This is a genomic window from Lutibacter profundi (genome assembly GCF_001543325.1).
Taxonomy (GTDB): Bacteria; Bacteroidota; Bacteroidia; order Flavobacteriales; family Flavobacteriaceae; genus Lutibacter; species Lutibacter profundi.
This window is the reverse complement of record NZ_CP013355.1, coordinates 911,741-936,149: the sequence shown is the minus strand read 5'-3', so window position 1 is coordinate 936,149 and position 24,409 is coordinate 911,741. Positions and strand designations below refer to the sequence as shown.

The window sequence follows — 24,409 nt, the reverse complement described above, 5'->3', positions numbered from 1 at the left end:
GATGATTTTAGGGTTAATCGTATTTAAATTCTGGATACGCTATCGAAAATTCTTCATTAAATAGAATATTTTTTACAACACTCCAAATATGGTTTGCATTTGGTGGACAACCAGGGATATGGTAATCAATTTTTACTACTTCATGATTTGGATATACTTTGTTTAAAATTTTAGGAATATCTTCATGATTAGGAATACAAGTTTCGTTATCTTCACTAGTCATAGAATTTAAATACGCTTCTTTTAGGCATTCTTCTAAAGGAATTGTATTTCTGTTAGCGGGTAAACCGCCCCAAATAGCACACTCACCAACTGAAACTAAAATGTCACAGTTTTCACGAAATGCCCGTAATATTTCAATGTTATCTGTATTGCAGCAACCACCTTCAATTAAGCCAATATCACAATGTTTACTAAATTTTTTAATATCTGTAATTGGAGATTTGTTAAATTCAATCACTTCGAATAAATCAAGGATACCTAAATCTACATCAAGCATAGACATATGGCAACCAAAACAACCAGCTAGCGAAGTTGTTGCTACTATCTTTTTATTTCCATTAGTATGGTTTATTTTAGTTTTATCAAAAGGAATGGTTTTACCTATTTGTCCATAATCGTATTTTCGATGTCCAAAAGGTTTTACAAATGATTTCCCCCTAACGAGAATAGATCCGGTTGGACATATATCCATGGCTCGTAAAGCTTCCCTATCCGATAATTTTGCTTCTTGATTGTAATCTATACCAATAAGTGTTTCATTTCCTCTATTGATGGAGTTAAAAACAGCATAACCGTCATTGGTTTTTACTTCTTCAACACAGCGTTTACAACGTATGCAACGATTTTGATTAACTACAATTCTTTCAGGTCTTGCATCTACTAATCTATCAACAAATAAGTGAGGAAAACGAGTATATCTAATTCCCATTTCATACCCTAAATTTTGCATGGCACAATCGCCACTTTTTTCACAAGAAGGGCAAAAATGATTGCCTTCTACAAACATCATTTCTAATATTGCTTTTCGGGCATCGAGCATTTCTACAGAATTCACTTCAATATCCATGCCTTCTTCCACTTGGATAGTACATCCTGCAATACTTCGTCCATTTAATTTTATAGAACAGATTCTGCAAGTTCCTAAAGGGTCTATATTTTTAAAATGACATAACGTTGGAATAAAAATACCATTTTGTTTAGCGGCTTCAATTAAATTTTTCCCTTTTTCAGCAGCACAATTTCTACCATCAATTTTAAAATTTACAGTTTGCATAATTTTTATTTTTTAAATTAATGATGATTGTTTTTAATTACACTATCAAATTCCTGAATAGCATTTTCCATGTCAAATTCAACATTTTGACTTTCATCTTCATTTAAAATTTTGAGTTTAAAGTAATCATTAAACTTTTCAATTGCTGTTGAAAAAGTATTGGAAGATGTTTTTCCTAAGCCACAACGACTGGTTAATTTCATAATATTTCCCCAATCTTTTATTTCTTGTAAATCTGTTGCCGTACATAAACCTTTTTTTAGTTTTTGAATTTTTTCAAATAAAATTTGATTTCCTGCTCTACAAGGAGTACAAATTCCACAAGATTCTGATTTAAAAAATTTAGTAAAATTTTCTAAAATTTGTATTATACTTCTGAATTTATTAAAAACCATAATTGCTCCGCCACAAACTAAATCTTCATTACAAATTTTTCTGTCAAATTCAGATTCGTTAATACATTCTCCAGAAGGACCTGTAATTTGGACGTAATTTGGAGAAGTAGCTTGGCATAGGCGTAGTAATTCTTTAACAGTTATTCCCCATTCAACTTCATAAATCCCTGGTTTTGCTACATCTCCAGAAATACTTAATAATTTAGTTCCTTTACTTTTATCAGTTCCAATATTTTGAAAATAATTAGTTCCTAACTCTACAATTCTTGCTGCGTTTGCAAGTGTTTCAACATTGTTAACAATAGTAGGTTTCCCAAGATATCCAACATCTGTAGGGAAATATTTTCGAATTCTAGGTTCTCCACGTTTACCTTCAAGAGATTCAATTAAAGCGGTTTCTTCTCCACATACATAAGCGCCTGCACCCAATTCAACCTTCAAATCAAAGTTAAGGTTTGTTATACCAAGAATATTTTTTCCTAAGAAATTATTTTTATAAAATTCATCTATTGTTTTTTCTATTTTTGAAAGTAAATACTTGTATTCTCCTCTTAAATAAATAATTCCTTCATTTGCACCAACAACAAAGGCAGCAATAATCATTCCTTCTATAACAAGTCCGGGAAAATCTATAAGTAAGGCTTTATCTTTAAAAGTGCCAGGTTCGCCTTCATCGGCATTACAAATAATATATTTTTTAGAGGAAGTATTATTTTTACATGCTTTCCATTTTAATGCCGTTGGGAAAAAAGCACCACCACGACCTTTTAAATTAACCTTTGAAATTTTATTTAAGATAGATTCACTGGTTTCTTTTTTTAGATTTTTTATGGAGTTCCCTGTAATATATTTCTTAAAAAAAACAGTTTTATCTTCTTCTGGAACATATTGAATTTTACTTATTGGATTGTCAGCAAAGGTTTCTATTGGTATATTATTTTTTAATTTTTTAATTATAGAAATTACTTTTTTTGGAGTTAAATCTGTAAATGGATAAAAATTAATTAGAGCAGCTGGTTCTTGATCACTTAACCCTATGCAAGAAGTTTCAAATAATGAAAACAACGGATTATTGTTATATTTGTTAAACACACATCTTGTTTCTTTTTCAAAAGTTGTTTTAATAATTTCAAAACCTTTAAATTCAGAGGTAATACTATTATTTAAATAAATAATATATTTTCCTGTTGGTTTTTGGTGAAAGAAATGATAAAAGGAAATAACCCCTTCAACTTCAATAGTTGAAATGTTTAATAAATTTGCTATTTCAATAATTGCTTTTTTTGAAATAAATCCCTGAGTATTTTGTTGATTCCACAACAAACGAAGAAGAGATGTTCTTTTCATACGAAAAAACTTTTGAATTACTTGTAACTAAAGTTACGAAAAAATTAACATAAACAATTGATTTTTTTGTTTATTAGAAAGATTTACAGATAATTCAAAAGTTTTGAACAACTAGTTAAAATAAATAAATTTCTATTTTTAAAAATTTAAGATAATTTAAGAAAATAACAATAAAAGCAAATTAATACTACACATTAATTTAATTAATGTTTTAAATAATTATTATTTCTTGCGGAATATTTATTAAAAATGGTCTTAATATGAGAATTTTCATATGCTAAATTTTACACTTGTAATAAAATTTCTTCCAATATTTGGGATACCATCTACTTTTAATCTGGATAAATGGGAAACATAAGAAATATTCGCTAAATTATTTACATTAAAATTAAAGCTAAAATCTATTTTTTTAAGCTTAATGATTCCTCCAATACCAATATTTATTAAATTATATTGATTTGTTGGCGTTTCAAAATCACCTATTTTATTTTGTTTAAAATGACTTTCTAAAGTAATTGCAGTAAATGCGTTTTGTAACCAATTTTTCTCATTTAATTCAACACGTAAAGTATTAGTAAGTTTATTAGCAGGAATTAAAGGCAAATAAGTGCCGTTACTCTGTTTACCTATTACCATTTCATAACTACTATTAAAATGTAACCAATCTACTGGGTGTGGATGAATGTGAAATCCAAATTCACCGCCGTATAATTCTGCATTATTTTGTACATAATTATAAACATAATTATTGTTAAGCATTGCCCCAGTAGGAGTAATGTATATGTATTTATTGATGTTATTATAAAATCCGTTTGCGAAAATTTCAAAATGTGTAGATTTATATTCTAAAGCAACATCCGATTGAAAATTGTGTTCACTTTGTAAATTGTTATTTCCAATTTCATATCTGTTAGAACCTTCATGAACCCCGTTTGAAGTTAGTTCTGCTAGATTAGGAGCTCTAAAACCTGCTGCAAAATTAAATCTACTAGTTACAGCACCAAATAAAGTAGTTTTATATCCAAAAGAAGCCGTTATATTTTTAAAGGATTTACGAATAGCATTAAACACATGGTTTTCTGTATCAACATTTTTTTGGGTAGCTAAATTCCGATTATCAAAACGAAGTCCGCCTTGAAAGCTATTTTCGTTTTGGGTATAGTTTCCAGTTAAAAATACACCAAAATCGTTTGTCTGTGCATTTGGAATAAGTACATCAATACCTAGCGTTTTATTTTTTTGATGCATTCCTTGAACTCCTAAAATAGATTCAAAGTTTTTTAGTTTAGGTAAATGCCATTTTACATCATAACTATACGTTTTAAGTTTTAAATGTAACGCAGGTAATGGGTTTGCAATAGTGTTAGGTTCCTCAATTTCTTTTCGGTCATTAAATGTGTATCCAAAAGTAGAGATTATTTTAGAGTTAGGTAGAAAAATAATAGTATTTAAACTTATCATTTTATTCGTTAAATCTTGATAAGGATATGTATGTGTTTTTGTAGAAGTTTGCAGGCCAATTTCTTCTGGAATACCTATAATTGTATTGTTAAAATTTAACCGTAAAGTACTAGAAACAAGTTTGTTGTTGTAATTAATACCGGTATTAAATACCGTTTCTTTAAATCTAGAATTTGTAACTCTTAATTTACTGGGTATTTTATAGTCACTATGAGATTGATATGTGCTATTTACTAAAAATTTCCATGATTCATATGATTTTCTAAATCCGAATGAAGTACTTGAACCTTCTGTATTTGATAAATATTTTTGATTAATATCTAGTTTAAAAGTATTGTCGTCGGCAAATCGTAATGGATTAAAAAATAAAACGCCTCCAAGAGCATCAGACCCATATAATAGTGAGGCAGGCCCTTTAATAACTTCAACACTTTCAATACTCGATTCATTAATACCCAAACCATGTTCTTCACCAAATTGTTGATTTTCCAAGCGTAATCCTTGAGAATATACCAAAACTCTATTTCCTCTTAAACCTCTTATAACGGGTTTACCAATACCAACACCTGTAGATACTTGAGAAACTCCAGGTATAGAACTAATACCCTCAATTAATGTTGCGGCACCTTTATTTTTTAATTGCTGAATGCTTGCTCTTTCAACTTTCATTACATTTTCAGATTGTAATTTATTAAATGGTGTTGAAATTATGACTTCATCCATTTTAAAAACAGCTTCATTTAAAACAAAATTTAACGTGTTATGTAATGATATGTCAATTGTTTTAGTTTGTTTTTGAAAACCAATAAAGGAAGCAGTAACTGACACAGTTGTATTTGGTAAATTGGTTATAAAGTATTCACCGTTTTCATTTGTTGAAGTTCCTTTGTGAAGTTCGCCAATGTAAACATCAACATTACTTAGTGGTTTGTTGTTGTTATCTGTTACTTTTCCAGATAAGTTGTTTTGAGCTTGTATATACAAACTAGATAACCCTATGAATAGGATTAAAATAAAGTTTTTCATTTTTTTTTGAGATTTATTGTTAAAATTTTAAAATAATTGATTAACAATAAGCTGGAGGTGCTCTCGAAGATTTATAGTGAAAATTAAATATGGAAATTTGATTTTTTACAAAGTAAATTTTCTCATATTTAGATGAAGGTTCTGTAAATGAAAAGTTTACGGAAAAATCAATTGCATTAACATTTATTTGATGATGAAAAATACTACAATTTGTTTTTGGAGTATCTAAAAATGTTTTTTGTTGGTTATTACTAGCTGTATATTCATGTTTACTTAAAGCATGAGAAAACTGTATTGTTATTGGAAACAATACAGTTGTTATAAATGCAATTGCTATAATATTTTTAATAACCTGTTTGATTGCTTATAAAATTGTTGTACAAAAGTACAAAACATATTAATCTTTTACACCTAATTTAGATAATATAACTTCTAAAAGACACCATTTAGTTATAGATGATTGTAATAAATTTGCTCCCACAAAGGCTGTTACCCACAACCAATTTAAATTGTTGAGTTTTATGGCTAGTAGTAAACTAACCAATATAAATGTTCCTGCAAATGCTCTTATAATTCTTTGTTTCATTTTTTTAGTTTTTAGTTAGATTTTTCAATATTTAAAATAGATATATGAATTTTAGATAACGATTCTTGTTTTTCATTGAAAATTTTAATGCGTTCAAATAATTCATCTGTTTCTTCTTTTTTTACAAATGCATAAAACATGATAGATTTATTTTCTTTTCGTTCTCCAGGAAACCAATTATCTATATTGGCTTCACGTGGAATATTTCGGTAACCAATAATTTCATTGTATGAAAAAATGGTAATATCTGAGTTTTTAAGAATATGTATAATATCTTTTTCAAACTCTTTTACAGCTGTAATTATAATCAATTTCATAATAATATAGTATTAGGTTAAAAATTAATTTTCTTTAGAATTCCATTTGTTTTTTTCAGACATATAGTAAATTACGGGCACTACAATAAGTGTTAAAAGGGTTGATACAATGGCACCTGCAACCAGAGATATAGCTAAACCTTGAAAAATAGGATCAAATAAAATAATTGAAGCTCCAATTACTACAGCACCTGTGGTTAATAAAATAGGTGTAGTTCTAACTGCGCCAGCATCTATAATTGCTTGTTTTATGGGAACACCGTCATTTAATCTAATCTCAATAAAGTCAATTAACAATACTGAATTTCTTACCATTACACCAGCCAAAGCAATCATACCAATAAATGATGTAGCTGTAAAGAAAGCTCCAAATATCCAGTGACCAAATACTATTCCAACTAAAGAAAGAGGTATTGCAACCATCATAACCAGCGGTGTTCTAAAATTTTGAAACCACCCAACAATTAGCATATAAATAATAAGAATAACTACTAAAAATGCAGTTCCTAAATCTCTAAAAACTTCTAGTGTAATTTGCCATTCTCCATCCCATTTGATGGTGAAATTACTTTCGTCAGATGGTTGTTCCATATAAAGTTCATTTAATTTATATCCTTTTGGAAGTTTAATTTTTTGTAGCTTTTCTTTCATTCCTAAAATAGCGTAAACGGGACTCTCTAAACCTCCTGCCATATCCGCAGTTACATAGACAACCTGTTTTTGATCTTTTCTAAATATAGTTTTTTGTAAAGTGTCTTTTACAACTTTTACCAAATCACTAATAGGTATAACATTTCCTTGTTTGCTTCTAATTTTGAGATTTAAAATATTTTGCAAGCTAGTTTTGTCACTATCATTAAGCCCCATTACAATTGCAACTTGATTGAATGAGTTTTCATCATACAAATTAGAAATAGGGTATTCTTTTAGTAAATATGTTAAATTTTCAACAATTTGCTGAGGTGCAATACCGTTTAACATTGCTTTTTCTTTATCAACAATTAACTTATACTCAGTTTGAGGAGCTTCAACCATCCAGTCAACGTCAACAACATTTGCTGTATTTTTTAAAATATCTTTTAGTTGCTTTGCTACATTAATTTGTTCTTTGTAGTTAGGCCCATATACTTCTGCAACTAAAGTTGATAATACAGGAGGTCCTGGTGGAACCTCTACCACTTTTATATTTGCATTGTATTTTTTAGATAATTTTTTAAGTTTTGTACGTACAATTTTAGCAATATCATGACTTTGTAAATCTCTTTCAGATTTGTGTAATAAATTTACCTGTATATCTGCCATATTGCTACCTGCACGTACGTCATAATGCCTAACTAAACCATTAAAAGTGATAGGAGAAGAGGTTCCAATATAATTTTGATAATCTACTACTTCTGGTATTGTTGATACTATTTGTGCAATTTCTTTTGTTACAGCAGCTGTTCGTTCTAACGTTGTGCCTTCAGGCATATCAACTACTATTTGAAATTCATTTTTATTGTCAAAAGGCAACATTTTTACAGCTACAGATTTTGTAAAAAACATGCCTATTGATATAGCTAAAAGTAAAGCAATAGAACCAAGCATAGTCCACCTTTTTATTTTATTATCTAAAAAAGGGCGTTCAGTTTTTTCATATATTTTGTAAATCCAATTTGTTTTAATTCCTTTTTCTTTTTTACCTTGCTGTTTTTCTTTTTCTTGTAACAAGTGATAACCTAAATATGGAGTTACTGTTAAGGCTACAAACAAGGAAAGTATCATAGCTATAGATGCACCAATTGGCATTGGGCTCATATAAGGTCCCATCATTCCAGATACAAAGGCCATTGGTAATATAGCTGCAATTACGGTAAAAGTTGCTAGTATTGTAGGGTTTCCAACTTCATTAATAGCGTATATGGCTGCTTGCATAAACGGTAAACGCTTCATTTTAAAATGTCTATGCATGTTTTCGGCAATTATAATACTATCGTCAACTACAATTCCTACAACAAAAACTAAGGCAAAAAGCGTTATTCTGTTCAATGTGTAACCTAATAAATAATAACTAAATAGCGTTAATGCAAAAGTTAGAGGTACAGAGAAAAAGACTACTAATCCGCCGCGCCATCCCATAGCTAACATAACTAAAATAGTAACGGCTAAAATAGCAACTCCCAAGTGGAGTAGTAATTCACCAACTTTGTGTGAAGCAGTTTCTCCGTAATTTCTGGTTATATCAACATGAACATCATTAGGAATTAAATTTTCCTTTAAAAAATCAACTTTTGCAAGTATTTTTTCAGAAATTTTCATAGCATCAGCTCCTTTTACTTTTGCTACTGAGATGGTTACCGCAGGGTATTCTCCTTGGTTTTTATTAAAAAATTCATTTCCTTTTCCATAACCAAATGAAACGTAGCTTCTAGGTGTTTCAGGACCATCTATTACTGTTGCTACTTGTTTTAAATATATAGGTGTATTTTTAGAAATACCTACAACCAAATTTTTTACATCATCAGCTGAATTTAAAAATTTCCCTGTGGTTATCAAATATTCTTGATCATTATTGACAAAACTCCCAGATTGAGAACTACTATTATTAGCATTTATCATTTGCATAATAGAAAGAGGATCTATATTTAGCTCAGCCATTTTATCCATGTCTAATACTACTTTAAGTTCTCTATTTCTACCTCCAATTACTTTTGTAATTGAGACATCTTTTACTTTTTTAATTTCTGAAGTAACTTCTTCAGCTATTTGGCGTAGTTGAAAATCGGTGTAGTCTTTACTCCAAAATGTAAGCCCAAGCATTGGTACATCATCAATAGCACGAGTTTTAACTAAAGGTTGACTGGCTCCCTTAGGTAACATCCCTTGATGATGCATTAGCTCATCGTATAATTTTAAGTACGAATCTTCTGTGTTTTCTCCAACATAAAATTGGATAACCATCATAGCTTGCCCGTTCATAACAATACTATGAATATGTTCAACTCCTTTTATGTTTGAAATAACTTTTTCAAGAGGTTTAATAATACGACTTTCTATTTCCTTAGGGCTTGCTCCGGGATAGCCAACTAATACATCAGCCATTGGAACAATAATTTGTGGTTCTTCTTCTCTAGGTATTAAAAATGAGCTATAAATACCTATTGCCATTAAGGCTATCATCAATAATATTGTTAATTTAGAATTGATGAAAATATGTGCTATTTTACCTGAAATTCCTTCTTGCATAATTTTATATTTTTATGAGCGAGTAAAATACTTACTGAATACTAACCTTAGCTCCATTAAACAATTTTCCATCAGCTGAAACTATATATTGTTCAGTAGCTGATAAGCCAGAGAGTACTTCAACCTTGTCTCCAAAAGACTTTCCAATTCTAAGCCATCTTAATATGGCAATATTATCATCTCCAATTGTATAAATACCAATTAGCTGACCTTGTTTTATCAATGATTTTTTAGGTACTAAAATTGGTGCTGACTGTTTGGTGTTTTTACTTGTTTTATTGATAGGGAATTGTATAGATGTATACATACCTGAGAATAATTTAACATTGGTTTTGTTTAAAATTACTTTAACGAGATATTGTCCACCTGTATTTTGAGCGGAGGTACTAACTTCCGTTACCTTACCAGTAACAGTTTTATTTGTTGATTTTATGAGAATAGTTGCAGTTTCTCCTTTTGTTATTAAAGTAATTTTAGATTCTGGCACCAAAGCGGTTACTTGAAATTTACTTGGAGTCTCCATACTTATTAGAGGCATGCCAGGGTTGGCCATATCACCTTTATTAATAAATTTCCCCGTGATAACACCATTAAATGGTGCTGTAATGTTAGTGTATGAAAGCTGCGCATTAATTTGATTCTTCATTTGATTCGCAGCTTCTAATCTTGCTTTTGCCATTTCATAATTAGCTGTAATATCATCCATTTCTTTTTGAGATGCACTGGATTCATTAAAAAGTGCTACAAATCGTTTGTAATCTTTTTCGGCATTTTTAAAGGCAGCAGTAGCTTCAGTAATTGAAGCATCAACTTGGGCTTTTTGTGCTGAGATGTCAGCGCTATTTATACTAATTAAAAGTTTACCTTTAGATACTTTGTCACCAACTTTTACATAAATGTTATTCACATATCCCATCATTCTTGTACTAAGAGTGGCATTTTGAACAGCCTCAATTTTACCACTTGCAGTAATATAAGAACCATTTTCTTGAGAAGGAGTGCTTACTTTTACATTTACAGTTTGTCTATTGTCAATTATTTTTGTTTTATCTTTTCCGCAACTTGTTACTAAAATTAAAGTTGTTGCTAATATTATTCGTATAATGTTTTTCATTTTTTTAGAAATTTAATGGTCAAGTTTATTTTATTACTTAGTGTTTATCAAATAGCATTATTTTATTAAAAACTCTACATAAGCTTTTGTATAATTGTAATTAAAAACAGTTTGTAGATATTCTAACTGTTTTTGTAGGTATTGAGTTTCAGAATTTAATAAATCTGAAGTTTTTTCTAATCCTTGTTTAAATCTATTTGTTCTAATTCTAAGAGCTTCATTAGATTGCTCTACAGCAAGATTGGTTAGGTTTAATTTGTTTTCTGCATCTTTAAGTTGTCGTTTTGCTTTGTTAAATTCTAGCAAACTTTTATTTTTATATTGGTTTAAACTAATTTCTGATTTTTCAAGTTCAGCTTTACTTTTTTGAGTTTTACCAATACGTTTATACCCTTCAAAAACATTCCAAGATAATTGAGCACCAACGGTATAACCTTTGGCATTGGTTCCAAATAATTTAGTGTCATACATTTCATAACTTCCAAAAGCATTCAACTTTGGTAAATAACTCATTTTAGCAGCTTTGTACATGTTGTTATAAGCTTCAGTACTCTTTTCCATAGCTTCAATATCAGCTCTAGTTGTTGATAATTGTTTATTGTAGATGTCTAAATCTAGATGTGGAACTAGTGGTGTTAAGGGTTTTAATGTTTCATTTGTAGTAGCGCCCATTAAAAAATTTAAATAATCGGAAGCATTTTTTAAATTACTTTTGGTGTTATGTAGTTGATTTTGAACTTCGGTAACATGAACTTCAACTGAAAGTACATCGGCTTTTTGTAAATAACCTTGTTTAAAGTTGTTTTCTGCAATTTTTTTATTTTCTAGGGCGGCTTCTGTTGCTTTTTCAAGTACTTCAACAGCTTTATATGCAATTTGTAATTGCATATATGCTTTAATAACCTCTAATTTTATATAGTCTTTGGTTCTTGACATTTGTAACTCCACCGCGTTCATTTTTGATCTAGCTGCTTTTCGCATAAACAAACCATCAGCATTAAAAAGAGGCTGTTGTATTTCAATTTTGGTAGCAAAGTTATTAACCTTATCGGGGTTATTTAGGAGTGCTGGATTAAAATCGGCTTGTGTTAAAATTTCTTGATTTAGCTTTGAACCAAAGGCCATTAAAGGGTTTGTAGTTGAAATTCCAGTATGAGAAATAGCAATATTTGGTAATAAAACGGAATTAGTTTGATTAAAATCAGCTTTTGCAACTTCAAAATTTTGATTAGAAATTTTGATGGTGTAATTATTTTCTTTAACCTTATTTAATACCTCATCAAATGAAATTAATTTTTCTTGTTGAGCTCTGACATTAAGAATGTTATAGATAAAAATTATAATAAATAGTATATACTTACTTTGCATAGTTTTTGTTTTTAGTTTGTGGCAAATGTAACTGAGGTTGTATTCTAAATGAGTAATAAATGGCACACACTTATGTAACATTTATAACACAAAATTCAAAAAAAATAAATAAAAGTTCTGTGCTTTAAAAAGAACTTATTTTAATATGGCTATTAAAATTACAAAAAAAAAAATATTTAATAGTATTAATGTATCTAAAAATAACAATTACATTAATACAAATGGATTTACCCGCTTTATACACGTAAAATATTTAGAAATAGATAGTTGAAATAGTTACTAGATTGAGATTATTTATTTCTTTCTAACTTTCATGTTTAACGCTTCCACACCTAATGAAAAAGCGATAGCAAAATATAGATACCCTTTTGGTATAGCGCCAACGTGTTGATGGAATATTTCAGCATTAGATAAATGAGCACCTTCAGTAATTAACATAAAACCAATTAAAATTAAAAAAGATAATGCTAACATTTGAATGGTAGGATGTTCATTCACAAACGTACTAACTGGTACAACAAAAATCATCATAATAATCATTGAAATTATTACAGCAGTTATCATTATTATTAAAGCTCCTGGAATACCATTTGTCATACCAACTGCCGTTAAAACTGAATCAAATGAAAAAACAATATCAACCATTACAATTTGAATAATCACCATTTTTAAAGTTGAAGGCTTCTTTTTTGTTATGCTATTTTTAGAGTATTCAATACCTTCAACTTTGTCTCTAATTTCACTGGTGCTTTTATATAATAAAAAGAGTCCGCCAAGTATTAAAATAACGCTTTGACCAGTTATACCAATCTTTAGCCAAGATAAATCAATAGAAAAGAAAGGTTCTTTCATTGAAATTAAATAGGAAACGCCAAATAAGAGTATAATTCTAAATACAAGCGCTAGTAACAAACCAATTCTTGTAGCTTTTTTAATTTGGTTAGAAGGTAGTTTTCCAGCAGTTATAGATATAAAAATAATATTATCAATACCCAATATAATTTCTAAAAAAGTAAGTGTTAATAATGCTACCCAAGTATCTACTAGCAAGAATATTTCCATAGATCAATTTATTTTTTAAAAATTGTTCCTTTTTGTATAAAATTAGAATGTCCAATTACTGCTTCAAACTCATAAGAATTGTTTTTAAGGCTTGTAATTTTAACATGAATAGGTTCTTCATCAATGGCATTTTTTGGATGTAATATTTGAAGTGTGTAATTAAAATTATTTTTCCAAACAATTGAAAGTGAGTCAATTCTGTCTTCGTATTTTTCAATTTGAAGAGAATCTTGTCTAATGATAATTGTTTTTTTATAGCCCTTACCTTCAGGGATTTCAAAAGTTCCAGTTTTAAAACGGTCGGGATTTAATTCATCGTTTTTACACGATATTATGGATATTAATATAGCGAAAATAAGTATAAATTTTTTCATTTAAATTCCTGTATAATTACTTGGTGTTATAGCTTTTAATTCTTTTTTAATAATCTCAGAAACTTCTAAGGTTTCAATAAAATCGGACATAGATTTTTGTGTAATTTTTTCATTGGTTCTTGTTAAACCTTTAAGAGCCTCATAAGGATTTGGATATGCTTCTCTACGCAATATAGTTTGAATAGCTTCAGCTACTACAGCCCAATGATTTTCAAGATCTTCGGCAAATTTTTCTTCATTAATTAATAATTTATTCAATCCTTTTAACGTAGAATTAAATGCAATAATTGTGTGAGCAATGGGTACGCCAATATTTCTTAAAACTGTAGAGTCTGTTAAATCACGTTGCAAACGCGAAATAGGAAGTTTTGCAGATAAATGCTCAAAAAGGGCATTTGCAATTCCTAAGTTTCCTTCTGAATTTTCAAAATCTATTGGATTTACTTTGTGAGGCATTGCAGAAGAACCCACTTCACCTTTTTTAATTTTTTGTTTAAAATACTCCATAGAAACATAGGTCCAAATATCTCTATTAAAATCAATTAATATGGTGTTTATACGTTTTAGAGCGTCAAAAATACCAGCTAAATGATCGTAATGTTCAATTTGAGTAGTTGGAAATGAATGATGTAACTCTAACACTTTTTCAACAAAGCTAGTTCCAAATTGTTTCCAATCAATAGTTGGATAAGCAACTTTATGAGCATTAAAATTTCCTGTTGCTCCACCAAATTTCGCTGCATAAGGAATGTTTTGTAGCTGTTTTACTTGTTGTTCAATTCTTTCTACAAAAACATAAATTTCCTTTCCTAACCTTGTAGGTGATGCAGGTTGTCCATGAGTTCTGGCAAGCATTGGTATATTTTTCCAAGCAGTTGCTAATTCTTTTAATTTTTCTATAAGAGTAGCTAATTGAGGGTAATAAACACCATTAAAAGCATCTTTTATTGAAAGCGGTGTTGCGGTATTATTTATGTCTTGTGAAGTTAAGCCAAAATGAATAAATTCTTTGTATTTCTGAAAATTTAACGCATCAAATTTTTCTTTGATAAAATACTCAACAGCTTTAACATCATGGTTGGTTATTTTCTCAATATCTTTTATTTTTTGTGCATCTTCAGAAGAGAATTTTAAGTAAATAGCCCTTAGCTTGTCAAACTCAGAAGTATTAAATTTGATTAATTGAGGTAATGGAATTTTACATAAAGCAATAAAATATTCAATTTCTACTTTTACTCGATACTTGATAAGTGCTTCTTCTGAAAAAAATTGCGCTAAACTTTCTACTTTATTTCTGTATCTACCATCAATTGGCGATATGGCATTTAAATTGGTTAAAATCATTTTTTTAGTTTGTGTTGAAAAATGTAAAATTAATGAAATTAAGATAAAAATGAATTGTTTTATAAACTCTTTATTCAACTTAAAATTTGCCTTTTCATTATGTGAACATCATGGAGCTATAAAACGGAACTATAAGATTATTTATTTTTAGATTTATCCTTTTTTTTAGGAGATAATTTGTACACTAGATATATAAAACCAATTACTATATGTAGTATCACTACAATTGCAATTGTATAAAACCAAAAATTTGAAATAGCCACCATAAAATATGTCTTTAATTATATAAAAGAATAGTATCTTTAAACCCTAAAAATAACAAATTATGAAGTCATTTAGTATAATAATTTTAATATTTATGATGAATTTTGAAGGGAACTCTCAACAATTTTATTCAAAAAAAGAACCGTTTGCACATACTTATTCTATTGTAGCACGAGATACAGTTACAGGTGAAATGGGAGTTGCTGTACAATCGCACTGGTTTTCAGTAGGTAGTTTAGTTGCTTGGGGAGAAGCAGGAGTAGGAGTAGTGGCAACACAATCGTTTATAAATCCATCGTTTGGCCCTAGAGGGTTGAGTTTGTTGAAAAACGGTTTAACCCCTAAAATGGCTGTAGAATCATTGTTAGAATTGGATGAGGGAAGAGAAGTTAGGCAATTAGCAATTTTAGATGTGCAAGGGAATGTAGCTGCCTATACAGGAAAAAACTGTATAGAAATGGCAGGGCATATTGTTGGTGATAATTTTTCAGTTCAGGCGAATTTAATGGAAAAAAGTACGGTTTGGCCAGCAATGGCAAAAGCTTTTAAAAATTCAAAAGGTGCTTTGGCAGAACGCTTATTGATAGCTTTAGAAGCAGCCCAAAAAGAAGGTGGAGATATTAGAGGAAAACAATCAGCTGCAATTTTAGTTGTAAAAGCAAAAAGCACAGGAAATAGTTGGGAAGATAAAGTTGTAGATTTACGTGTTGAAGATAATGAAAATCCGTTAAAAGAAATGAGACGATTGTTAACAATTCATACAGCGTACGAGTATATGAATAAAGGAGATTTAGCCGTTGAGACAGGTAATAATAAGCTAGCAAAAGAATATTATATGAAAGCTCAACAACTAAATCCTAATAATTTGGAAATGAAATATTGGTATGCAGTTACCTTAGCTAATAATGGAGAGTTAACTGAAGCAACACAAATTTTTAAATTAATTTTTGAGCAAAATAATAAGTGGAGAGAATTAATACCTAGATTGTTAAAGGCAAAATTGTTGAAAGTTTCAGAAAAGCAATTAAAAGAAATATTAAATTTATAAAAATGAAAAAAATACTTTTAGGAATTATAGCTGTATTGGTTTTAATTCAATTTATTAAACCTCAAAAAAATAATTCAAAAGATTATACAAATGATATTACTACAGAACTCCAAATTCCAGATGAAGTACAGCAGCTAATTAAAACTTCGTGCGCAGATTGTCATTCAAATTCAACGGTTTACCCTTGGTACAATAAAATTGCACCATTTTCATGGTATTTGGCTCAGCATATTAACGAAGCCAAAGAACACTTAAACTTTTCTGAGTGGACAACATATAATAAAGACCAAAAAAATCACATTGTAAAAGAGTTAAAAGAAGTAATAAAAAACCGTGAAATGCCGTTAACTAGTTATTTATTAATTCATGAAAATGCTGCATTGAATGAGTCACAAAACAAATTATTTCTTGATTGGATTAATACAATTGAGAAGTATTAATTGATAAATGAGAAAAATAACTAACATATTAATCTATACCGTTACAATTTTAACAATGAGCCTACATAATATACAGGCTCAAGCTAAAATTAATCAATTCAATTCTAAAGGGGAAAGAATTGGCATATGGAAAAAAAAGTACAACAATGGAAATGTGCGCTATGTTGGTCAGTTTAAAAATGGAAAGGAAGTAGGTGTTTTTAGATATTATAGTGCTAAAAGTTCTAAATTTCCTTAAAACCTTTAGAGAAGAAGACAGTTTAGCAAAAGTTAAATTTTATACCGTAGAAGGAATTTTGGAAAGTAAAGGAGCAATGGTAGGTAAAAAAAGAATTGGTAAGTGGATATATTATAATTCTGATGGGAAAACAATATTATCCGAAGAAAGTTATATAAATGGCTTATTGGATGGAGAAGTTAAAACATACTACAGTTCTGGTAAAATTACTGAAATTTTAAACTATAGAAATGGAAAGTTACACGGAAATACAAAACGTTTTGCAGATAATGGTAATTTGTTAGATGATTTGAATTATGTTAAAGGTAAGTTACAAGGACTTGCAAAATATTATAATTTACAAGGAAAACTTATTTATAGTGGAGTGTATGAAAATGATGAGAAAGTAGGGAAATGGGAGTATTTTGAAAACGGAAAACGGGTAAAGAGAGCAAACTGAAAGCGTAAAAGTAAAAGGGTTGCGAACTTCGTAATACATTTAAATTCAGATATTTAATTTTTTTTGGTTACTTTTAATATATTTTTTTTATTAAAAATTTTAGAGGTCAGTAGATAACTACATCTAAATTTGAAATGGTAAAACACTGAATATAAAAAGTGTAATGCAAAATAATTTGTCTGTTCGAGCGCAGTCGAGAACTATATCACACATAAATAGAATTTATTAAATTAATTGTATGAAACTATCTATTGACCTCTAAAAAATTATTACTTAATCTAAAGAAATCAGTAATACTTCCATCATAAATATCTTCATAAAAAAGAATATTTATCATTTTTTTTTAAATTTGTATAAGATTAATTGTAATTTTTTGGATACTGAAACAATATACAAAGAGATGTTTCTGTTTGCACCCAATGCAGAACTGCTGGTTGATAAGAACGGAATTATTGTTAAAATAAATCACCAAGTAGAAAAACTCTTTGGATATGAGAGAGAAGAACTTGTTGGGAAGAAAGTAGAATATTTAATTCCAGAACGTATTGTACATACGCGCCTTATAATTGATAAATACCTCAGAGCGCCTGTAAGACGAGAAATGTCAGAAAGCAAGGACTTTTTGGTAAAAAGAAAGGATGGTAGTGAATTTTTTATAGAAATTGGTTTAAATCCTATTAAATTGGAAAATAAAATATTTATTTCGGCTTCCATACGAGATGTTTCTGCAAGAGTTCATCTTGTCAATAAACTTCAACAATCACTAACAGCTATTAAAAATAAAAATAAGGAACTTGAGCAATTCACTTATATCGCTGCACATGATTTACAAGAGCCATTAAACACAGTAACTGGATTTGTTGAATTGTTGAACGAACAGTATAAAGGACGGTTAGATAAAAATGCAGACAAGTACCTTCAATTTATTACAAAAGCATCTAGTCGTATGCGTTTTTTAATTAGGGGTTTACTTGATTATGCACGTATTGGGAGGGAACGTAAACTCTCTATGGTTGATTGCAACAAATTAGTAACTGAAATTCAGTACGATTTTGCCTTTTCTATTGCAGAAACAAATACTACATTTATTATTGATAAATTGCCTCAAGTATATGGTTGTGAATTAGAATTAAGCATATTATTTCAGAATTTAATAAGTAATGCTATTAAGTTTAGGAAGGAAGGTACAGCACCTCAAATTAAAATTTCTTCAGAAAAGGAAGGTAACTATTGGAAATTTTCTGTTCAGGACAACGGAATTGGTTTAGCTGAAGAACATAAGAAGAAAATATTTATAATTTACCAACAATTAAATGCCCGAACTGAATATAAAGGTTTTGGTTTAGGGCTTGCCTTCTGCCAAAAAATTGTGGAATTGCACGGTGGTAAAATTTGGGTAGACTCTGTCCCTAACAAGGGAAGTACATTTTACTTTACAATTTTAAATTCAAATAATTTATGAAACAAGCATTAAACTGTATATTACTAATTGATGATGAAGAACCAGTTAATTACCTTCATAAGTTGATTATAGAGCAAACGGGCTATGTTAAAAATATAGTGACTATGCAAAACGCAAAACAGGCTTTAAATCTCATTAATTCAAAAGAAGAAGAGAAACTATGCCGATTAATTTTTCTTGATATCAACATGCCGGGGATGAATGGTTGGGAGTTTCTTGATAAATATAATGAATTGGATATAAAACACCGTGAGGAGGTAGTAATAGTAATGTTAACCACTTCTCTAGATCCTGATGATAGAGAAAAAGCCAAAAACATTAAAGAAATTAGAGAGTTTAGAAGTAAACCTCTTACTAAAGGAGTGTTAGAAGAAATATGTGAAAAGTATTTTTGTATATAAGTTTTTCTAAGATTTTCTTTCCCTAATCTATTCAATAAAAAACACTTAAAAGTTTATTTTAAAAAATCTATCAGAAGATTAAAATATTCAAATTTTATAGATTGCGTGTTTGAAGAATCATGCGTAGGTTGTAAAATTGTTAGGTTTTGAGTTAGCTGAAGTATTTGCACATATAAAAGCACTATTCTCAATCGTAATTTCATGAACTTCCGTCGTGAAATTCACTCGAATTTAAAGTTTTTTTCAAAATGTAAAATGGGGCTTTTAAAAATCTATTTCTATATAAAATACATTACTATTTATAAACTATTACAGTTATATTTAAAATTATATAAAAATATTGTTTGATATTATCTTATTTGGCATAACAATTGAAATTTAAGTTGTAGAAATATATTTATTTTAAATATAAAATATTGATAATCAGAAAAATAAATTATTTTTAAGTTGATATTTTCTTTAAGATTGAAATTATTAATGACAAAATGACCAGATATAGACTATGAGCAATTCAAAATTTTTAAAATTAGACAATATGTCATTACAGCATATTTTAGATGAAGATGCAGATTTAATACCTTTAATGACGCCTGAAGATGAAGAGGAAATAAACAAAGAAGATGTTCCTGATGTATTGCCAATATTACCATTGCGTAATACGGTGCTATTTCCAGGGGTGGTAATTCCAATTACAGCTGGAAGAGATAAATCAATTCAATTAATTAAAGAAGCCAATAAAGGGAATAAAATTATTGGGGTTGTAGCTCAAAAAAATGAGGCCATAGAAGATCCAACAATTAATGATATTCATAAAATTGGTACAGTTGCTCGTATTTTACGAATGCTAAAAATGCCCGACGGAAATACGACCGTAATTATTCAAGGGAAAAAGCAATTTGAAGTGGATAGTTTTGTGCAAGAGGAACCGTATATTCAGGCTATAACAAAACCATATATAGAAGATCGTGCTGAAGAAAACGAGCCTGAATTTGAGGCTATTATAGATTCTATTAAAGAAATGGCTGTTCGTATTATTAAAGAGAATCCTAATTTGCCAACAGAAGCTACTTTTGCAATTAAAAATATAGAAAGTAAGCCTTTTTTAATCAATTTTGTTTCTTCTAACATGAATTTAAAAGTAGCAGAAAAACAAGAATTGTTAGAAACTAAAAACTTAAAAGAAAGAGCGTTACTTACGTTAAAAAAGATGGATGCAGAATTACAACGTTTAGAATTACGGAGTGATATTCAATCTAAAACACGCTCTGATATGGATCAACAACAGCGTGAATATTATTTGCATCAACAGCTCAAAACAATTCAAGAAGAATTAGGAGGTGTTTCTTATGATGAAGAGTTGGAAGAAATGCGAGAAAGAGCCAAAACTAAAAAATGGAATGATGATGTTAAAGAAACATTTGAAAAAGAGTTGGGGCGTTTACAACGTATGAATCCACAAGTTGCAGAATATTCTGTTCAGCGTAATTATTTAGATTTATTGTTAGACTTACCTTGGAACGAATATTCAGATGATAAATTTGATTTAAAACGCGCTCAAAGAATTCTTGATAGAGATCATTTTGGGTTAGAAAAAGTGAAAGAGCGAATTATTGAGCATTTAGCAGTACTTAAATTAAAGGGAGATATGAAATCTCCAATAATTTGTTTGTACGGCCCTCCAGGTGTAGGGAAAACTTCTTTAGGGAAATCAATTGCCGAATCTATAGGTAGAAAATATGTTAGAATGTCTTTAGGTGGATTACGTGATGAAGCTGAAATACGTGGACATAGAAAAACTTATATTGGAGCAATGCCAGGTAGAATTATTAAGGATATTAAAAAAGCAGGAACATCAAATCCGGTTTTTGTGTTAGATGAAATTGACAAACTGGCATCTTCTAGTCATAATGGAGATCCTTCTTCAGCAATGTTAGAAGTGTTAGATCCAGAGCAAAACACTACTTTTTACGATAATTATTTAGAGCTAGATTACGATTTATCTAAGGTGTTATTTATTGCAACTGCCAATAGTTTATCTACTATTCCTTGGGCATTACGTGACAGAATGGAAATTATCAATGTTTCAGGTTATACCATTGAAGAAAAAGTAGAAATAGCAAAACGTCATTTATTACCTAAGCAGTTAAAAGAACATGGATTAACAAAAGAACATTTGCAAATTGGTAAAAAACAACTAGAAAAAATTGTTGAAGCCTATACGCGTGAATCTGGAGTAAGAGGTTTGGAAAAACAAATTGCTAAAATGGTGCGTTATGCTGCAAAATCTATTGCTATGGAAGAGGATTATGAAGTTAAAATTTCTATTGAAACTATTGAAAAAGTATTAGGTCCATCACATTTGGAACGAGATAAATATGAAAGTAATAATGTTGCAGGTGTAGTTACTGGTTTGGCTTGGACACAAGTAGGAGGTGATATTTTATTTATTGAGTCTATTATTTCAAAAGGTAAAGGGTTAACCATTACCGGAAATTTAGGAAAAGTAATGAAAGAATCTGCTACAATTGCAATGGAGTATATTAGAGCAAATGCGAATGATTTTGGAATTGACAGTAAAATATTAGATGAATATAAAGTGCATATTCATGTTCCTGAAGGGGCAACACCTAAAGATGGGCCAAGTGCGGGTATTACTATGTTAACTTCCTTAGTATCAGTATTTACACAAAGAAAGGTGAAAGCTCATTTGGCAATGACCGGAGAAATTACGTTGCGAGGAAAAGTATTGCCAGTAGGCGGAATTAAAGAAAAAATATTAGCTGCAAAAAGAGCCAACATCAAAGAAATAATTCTTTCAGCAGAAAATGAGAAAGACATTAAAGAAATTAAACAAACTTATTTAAAAGGATTGAAATTTAATTATGTTTCAGAAATGAAAGAAGTAATAGATATTGCTTTATTGAAACAAAAAGTTAAAAACGCTAAAACATTGTAAGTGAATTAACATTTTATAAAGAGGCTGTCTGAAAAGTAATTATACTTGTCATTTTGAACAAAGTGAAAAATCTCAACATCTTGATATGTAAGTATTTAACTTCAAGGAGATTCTTCATTTACATTCAGAATGACACTTTTCAGACAGCCTCTTTTGCGTTAAGGATTGAACGGTTTGTTTGAGCTACTTTAATGTTTTATTAAAGAGCGAGTAGTGAAAGCCTGCCCCAAAGGGGAACGCCATAAACAAGAATTTAAACATTTCTAATATCTAATATTTGTCCGTTTTTTAATGCACCAGAAATATCTAGTTTATAAATTTTCTCTGCCACTTCTTTTGGTGTAAATAAATCGCCATGTTTATAAAAATCTATAAAACGTTGCACAGATTTAAAGTTTTCATGAGGGGTATTTCTCGCTTTAGTTTGCATATCAGTATCTACAATTCCCGGATATATTGAAACTACGCTAACACCGTTATTTATTTCTTTTTGCTCTTTGGAAATAACTTTAGTCATCATATCTACACCAGCTTTTGAAGCGCAATAAAGTGACCAACTTTCATAGGGATTTACAGCCGCGCCAGAAGAAATATTGAAAATCTGCTTTTTAGAATTCCAATCTTTTGATAATTTGATAAAGAGTGCATTTAAAATAAGAGGTGCAACCAAATTTACCTGAATGGTATAATTAATTTCTGATGGAGATAGTTTATCTATGGTATTTATTGTTCCTAAATCTCCAGCATTATTAATTAATGTTAAATGGGTTGTGCTATTTTTATCTAAATGTGAGAATATTTCTGTCATTACGCCATCAATAGTATCAGTTTTACTAAGATCACATTGATATTGTTCTACCGTATATAGTTTTTTAATGTTGCTCCTTGATATTGAAATTACACGATATCCATTTTGATGATACACATTTGCTAATCCAAAACCTAATCCTTTACTACCACCGGTAATTATTACAATTTTACCCATTTTAACGAATTTATATTACTAAAATAGAAAAATATTTTGAGAGATTAGAAATAGAAATTATTATTTGTACATTTTTTTTGATTCGTTCCAAAATACGTCCATTTCGGTAAGTGACATATCATGAAGAGATTTGCCTTCTTTTTTAGCTGCTTCTTCTAAATATTGAAAGCGTTTTATGAATTTTATATTTGTTCTTTCAAGTGCATTTTCAGGATTTACGTTAATAAAACGTGCATAATTAATCATAGAAAATAAGACGTCTCCAAATTCAGCTTCAATATTATCGTTATTTCCTTTTTTAATTTCGTCATTTAGTTCACCTAATTCTTCTTGCACTTTTTCCCAAACTTGTTCAGGTTTTTCCCAATCAAAACCTACTCCAGCAACTTTTTCTTGTATTCTGTTTGCTTTTACCATAGATGGAAGTGAAGTTGGAACACCTTCTAACACCGATTTTTTTCCTTCTTTTAATTTTAGTTTTTCCCAATTTTGTTTAACCTCATCTTCATTTTTAACAGTAACATCACCATAGATATGAGGGTGTCGATAAATCAATTTTTCAGCAATTGAGTTTGCTACATCAGCAATATCAAAATTATTGGTTTCAGAACCTATTTTTGCGTAAAAGACAATATGGAGCAACAAATCTCCTAACTCTTTTTTTATTTCTTGAAAGTCATTTTTAAGGATAGCATCGCCCAACTCATAGGTTTCTTCAATGGTTAAATGTCTAAGAGATTGAAATGTTTGTTTTTGATCCCAAGGGCATTTAGAACGTAACTCATCCATAATATCCAATAATTGATTTATGGCTTTAAGTTGCTGTTCTCTTGTATGCATAATTAGGCTTCTTTTGTTTTTTGATTCTCTTCTTGCTCTTCTTCTTGTTCTTTGATTGAAGAGAAATCGAAATTATTTGAAGCTAGTAAGTTATACCATTGTAAAACTTTTTTTATGTTTGAAGTGTACACGCGTTCTTCATCAAAATTTGGTAAAATTTCGCGAAAGTAAGAAGTTAAAACTTTACCACTTTCTTTAGGATTGATAGCTTTTTTCCCATGTTCCTTTTCGCTAATGGCTTTAAATACGATACGCAGTGGAATTTCCTCTTCATATGTAAAAATTGCAATTTCATTTAAAGCACTAATATTATGTGTAGCTGTAATAGGAAATTTTTTACGATCAAGTAACGACTCTACAATAATTCCTCCTTTAGATTGTGCTTTAATTTCATACAGTCCGGGTTTTCCAGTAATTGCTACTATGTCTTTTAATTCCATA

The 24,409-nt window shown here is 29.5% G+C and carries 21 protein-coding genes; 7 read left to right on the top strand and 14 right to left on the bottom strand.

Going from position 1 to position 24,409, the window contains the following annotated elements; all coding sequences use genetic code 11:
- Positions 1-13: 13 nt before the first annotated feature.
- From Lupro_RS13115 to purB, 11 genes are all read right to left on the bottom strand, one after another.
- A complete protein-coding gene (locus tag Lupro_RS13115) occupies positions 14-1,276 on the bottom strand; it encodes an NADH-quinone oxidoreductase subunit B family protein (RefSeq protein WP_082703851.1) in 1,263 nt (420 codons plus the stop codon).
- Between the two features lie 17 nt (positions 1,277-1,293).
- The gene (locus Lupro_RS04110) at positions 1,294-3,018 is read right to left on the bottom strand and encodes an NAD(P)H-dependent oxidoreductase subunit E (protein WP_082703850.1); all 1,725 of its coding nucleotides are present in this window, start codon (positions 3,016-3,018) and stop codon (positions 1,294-1,296) included.
- 270 nt (positions 3,019-3,288) lie between these two features.
- Positions 3,289-5,505: a TonB-dependent receptor gene (locus Lupro_RS04105; RefSeq protein ID WP_068206549.1), complete on the bottom strand. Its 2,217-nt coding sequence runs from the start codon at positions 5,503-5,505 to the stop codon at positions 3,289-3,291.
- A 397-nt stretch (positions 5,506-5,902) separates the two neighbouring features.
- A complete protein-coding gene (locus Lupro_RS04095) occupies positions 5,903-6,091 on the bottom strand; it encodes a YgaP family membrane protein (RefSeq protein WP_068206545.1) in 189 nt (62 codons plus the stop codon).
- Positions 6,092-6,102: 11 nt separating this feature from the next.
- Entirely contained in the window at positions 6,103-6,408 is a 306-nt protein-coding gene (locus tag Lupro_RS04090) for a hypothetical protein (RefSeq protein WP_068206544.1), read from the bottom strand.
- Between the two features lie 24 nt (positions 6,409-6,432).
- Positions 6,433-9,633: an efflux RND transporter permease subunit gene (locus Lupro_RS04085; protein ID WP_068206541.1), complete on the bottom strand. Its 3,201-nt coding sequence runs from the start codon at positions 9,631-9,633 to the stop codon at positions 6,433-6,435.
- A 31-nt stretch (positions 9,634-9,664) separates the two neighbouring features.
- Positions 9,665-10,747: an efflux RND transporter periplasmic adaptor subunit gene (locus tag Lupro_RS04080; protein WP_068206539.1), complete on the bottom strand. Its 1,083-nt coding sequence runs from the start codon at positions 10,745-10,747 to the stop codon at positions 9,665-9,667.
- Between the two features lie 57 nt (positions 10,748-10,804).
- Positions 10,805-12,115: a TolC family protein gene (locus Lupro_RS04075; protein WP_068206537.1), complete on the bottom strand. Its 1,311-nt coding sequence runs from the start codon at positions 12,113-12,115 to the stop codon at positions 10,805-10,807.
- 294 nt (positions 12,116-12,409) lie between these two features.
- Positions 12,410-13,177: a TerC family protein gene (locus tag Lupro_RS04070; RefSeq protein ID WP_068206534.1), complete on the bottom strand. Its 768-nt coding sequence runs from the start codon at positions 13,175-13,177 to the stop codon at positions 12,410-12,412.
- A gap of 8 nt (positions 13,178-13,185) precedes the next feature.
- Positions 13,186-13,551 carry a hypothetical protein gene (locus tag Lupro_RS04065; RefSeq protein ID WP_068206533.1) on the bottom strand — a complete coding sequence of 122 codons (366 nt, stop codon included), beginning with the start codon at positions 13,549-13,551 and terminating at the stop codon, positions 13,186-13,188.
- Positions 13,552-14,895, bottom strand: coding sequence for an adenylosuccinate lyase (purB, locus tag Lupro_RS04060; RefSeq protein WP_068206529.1), 1,344 nt, complete (start codon positions 14,893-14,895; stop codon positions 13,552-13,554).
- Between the two features lie 325 nt (positions 14,896-15,220).
- On the opposite strand from purB, the gene Lupro_RS04055 reads away from it, so the two are divergent.
- From Lupro_RS04055 to lon, 7 genes are all read left to right on the top strand, one after another.
- Complete coding sequence (locus tag Lupro_RS04055) at positions 15,221-16,207, top strand: DUF1028 domain-containing protein (protein WP_099092390.1); 987 nt, start codon at positions 15,221-15,223, stop codon at positions 16,205-16,207.
- Positions 16,208-16,209: 2 nt separating this feature from the next.
- Positions 16,210-16,647: a heme-binding domain-containing protein gene (locus tag Lupro_RS04050; RefSeq protein WP_068206526.1), complete on the top strand. Its 438-nt coding sequence runs from the start codon at positions 16,210-16,212 to the stop codon at positions 16,645-16,647.
- A 7-nt stretch (positions 16,648-16,654) separates the two neighbouring features.
- Positions 16,655-16,885, top strand: coding sequence for a toxin-antitoxin system YwqK family antitoxin (locus Lupro_RS04045; RefSeq protein ID WP_068206523.1), 231 nt, complete (start codon positions 16,655-16,657; stop codon positions 16,883-16,885).
- On the top strand, positions 16,842-17,324 hold the full coding sequence (locus Lupro_RS04040) for a toxin-antitoxin system YwqK family antitoxin (protein ID WP_068206521.1): 483 nt from the start codon (positions 16,842-16,844) through the stop codon (positions 17,322-17,324). The genes Lupro_RS04045 and Lupro_RS04040 overlap by 44 nt, the downstream gene beginning before the upstream one ends.
- Before the next feature lie 373 nt (positions 17,325-17,697).
- Complete coding sequence (locus tag Lupro_RS04035; RefSeq protein ID WP_144439107.1) at positions 17,698-18,786, top strand: ATP-binding protein; 1,089 nt, start codon at positions 17,698-17,700, stop codon at positions 18,784-18,786.
- The gene (locus tag Lupro_RS04030) at positions 18,783-19,187 is read left to right on the top strand and encodes a response regulator (RefSeq protein ID WP_068206511.1); all 405 of its coding nucleotides are present in this window, start codon (positions 18,783-18,785) and stop codon (positions 19,185-19,187) included. The genes Lupro_RS04035 and Lupro_RS04030 overlap by 4 nt, the downstream gene beginning before the upstream one ends.
- A gap of 502 nt (positions 19,188-19,689) precedes the next feature.
- Positions 19,690-22,143 carry an endopeptidase La gene (gene lon / locus Lupro_RS04025; protein ID WP_068206509.1) on the top strand — a complete coding sequence of 818 codons (2,454 nt, stop codon included), beginning with the start codon at positions 19,690-19,692 and terminating at the stop codon, positions 22,141-22,143.
- 253 nt (positions 22,144-22,396) lie between these two features.
- On the opposite strand, the gene Lupro_RS04020 is transcribed toward lon, so the two are convergent.
- From Lupro_RS04020 to Lupro_RS04010, 3 genes are read right to left on the bottom strand one after another with little or no spacing between them, the layout of a single operon-like run.
- Complete coding sequence (locus tag Lupro_RS04020) at positions 22,397-23,128, bottom strand: SDR family NAD(P)-dependent oxidoreductase (RefSeq protein ID WP_068206507.1); 732 nt, start codon at positions 23,126-23,128, stop codon at positions 22,397-22,399.
- A gap of 60 nt (positions 23,129-23,188) precedes the next feature.
- A complete protein-coding gene (gene mazG / locus Lupro_RS04015; protein WP_068206505.1) occupies positions 23,189-23,968 on the bottom strand; it encodes a nucleoside triphosphate pyrophosphohydrolase in 780 nt (259 codons plus the stop codon).
- Between the two features lie 2 nt (positions 23,969-23,970).
- On the bottom strand, positions 23,971-24,408 hold the full coding sequence (locus Lupro_RS04010) for a DUF5606 family protein (protein ID WP_068206503.1): 438 nt from the start codon (positions 24,406-24,408) through the stop codon (positions 23,971-23,973).
- Position 24,409: the final 1 nt, after the last annotated feature.

Coding starts and splice junctions, on each gene's coding strand:
- Lupro_RS13115 (WP_082703851.1), bottom strand. CDS start 1,276: ATGCAAACTGTAAATTTTAAAATTGATGGTAGAAATTGTGCTGCTGAA.
- Lupro_RS04110 (WP_082703850.1), bottom strand. CDS start 3,018: ATGAAAAGAACATCTCTTCTTCGTTTGTTGTGGAATCAACAAAATACT.
- Lupro_RS04105 (WP_068206549.1), bottom strand. CDS start 5,505: ATGAAAAACTTTATTTTAATCCTATTCATAGGGTTATCTAGTTTGTAT.
- Lupro_RS04095 (WP_068206545.1), bottom strand. CDS start 6,091: ATGAAACAAAGAATTATAAGAGCATTTGCAGGAACATTTATATTGGTT.
- Lupro_RS04090 (WP_068206544.1), bottom strand. CDS start 6,408: ATGAAATTGATTATAATTACAGCTGTAAAAGAGTTTGAAAAAGATATT.
- Lupro_RS04085 (WP_068206541.1), bottom strand. CDS start 9,633: ATGCAAGAAGGAATTTCAGGTAAAATAGCACATATTTTCATCAATTCT.
- Lupro_RS04080 (WP_068206539.1), bottom strand. CDS start 10,747: ATGAAAAACATTATACGAATAATATTAGCAACAACTTTAATTTTAGTA.
- Lupro_RS04075 (WP_068206537.1), bottom strand. CDS start 12,115: ATGCAAAGTAAGTATATACTATTTATTATAATTTTTATCTATAACATT.
- Lupro_RS04070 (WP_068206534.1), bottom strand. CDS start 13,177: ATGGAAATATTCTTGCTAGTAGATACTTGGGTAGCATTATTAACACTT.
- Lupro_RS04065 (WP_068206533.1), bottom strand. CDS start 13,551: ATGAAAAAATTTATACTTATTTTCGCTATATTAATATCCATAATATCG.
- purB (WP_068206529.1), bottom strand. CDS start 14,895: ATGATTTTAACCAATTTAAATGCCATATCGCCAATTGATGGTAGATAC.
- Lupro_RS04055 (WP_099092390.1), top strand. CDS start 15,221: ATGAAGTCATTTAGTATAATAATTTTAATATTTATGATGAATTTTGAA.
- Lupro_RS04050 (WP_068206526.1), top strand. CDS start 16,210: ATGAAAAAAATACTTTTAGGAATTATAGCTGTATTGGTTTTAATTCAA.
- Lupro_RS04045 (WP_068206523.1), top strand. CDS start 16,655: ATGAGAAAAATAACTAACATATTAATCTATACCGTTACAATTTTAACA.
- Lupro_RS04030 (WP_068206511.1), top strand. CDS start 18,783: ATGAAACAAGCATTAAACTGTATATTACTAATTGATGATGAAGAACCA.
- lon (WP_068206509.1), top strand. CDS start 19,690: ATGAGCAATTCAAAATTTTTAAAATTAGACAATATGTCATTACAGCAT.
- Lupro_RS04020 (WP_068206507.1), bottom strand. CDS start 23,128: ATGGGTAAAATTGTAATAATTACCGGTGGTAGTAAAGGATTAGGTTTT.
- mazG (WP_068206505.1), bottom strand. CDS start 23,968: ATGCATACAAGAGAACAGCAACTTAAAGCCATAAATCAATTATTGGAT.
- Lupro_RS04010 (WP_068206503.1), bottom strand. CDS start 24,408: ATGGAATTAAAAGACATAGTAGCAATTACTGGAAAACCCGGACTGTAT.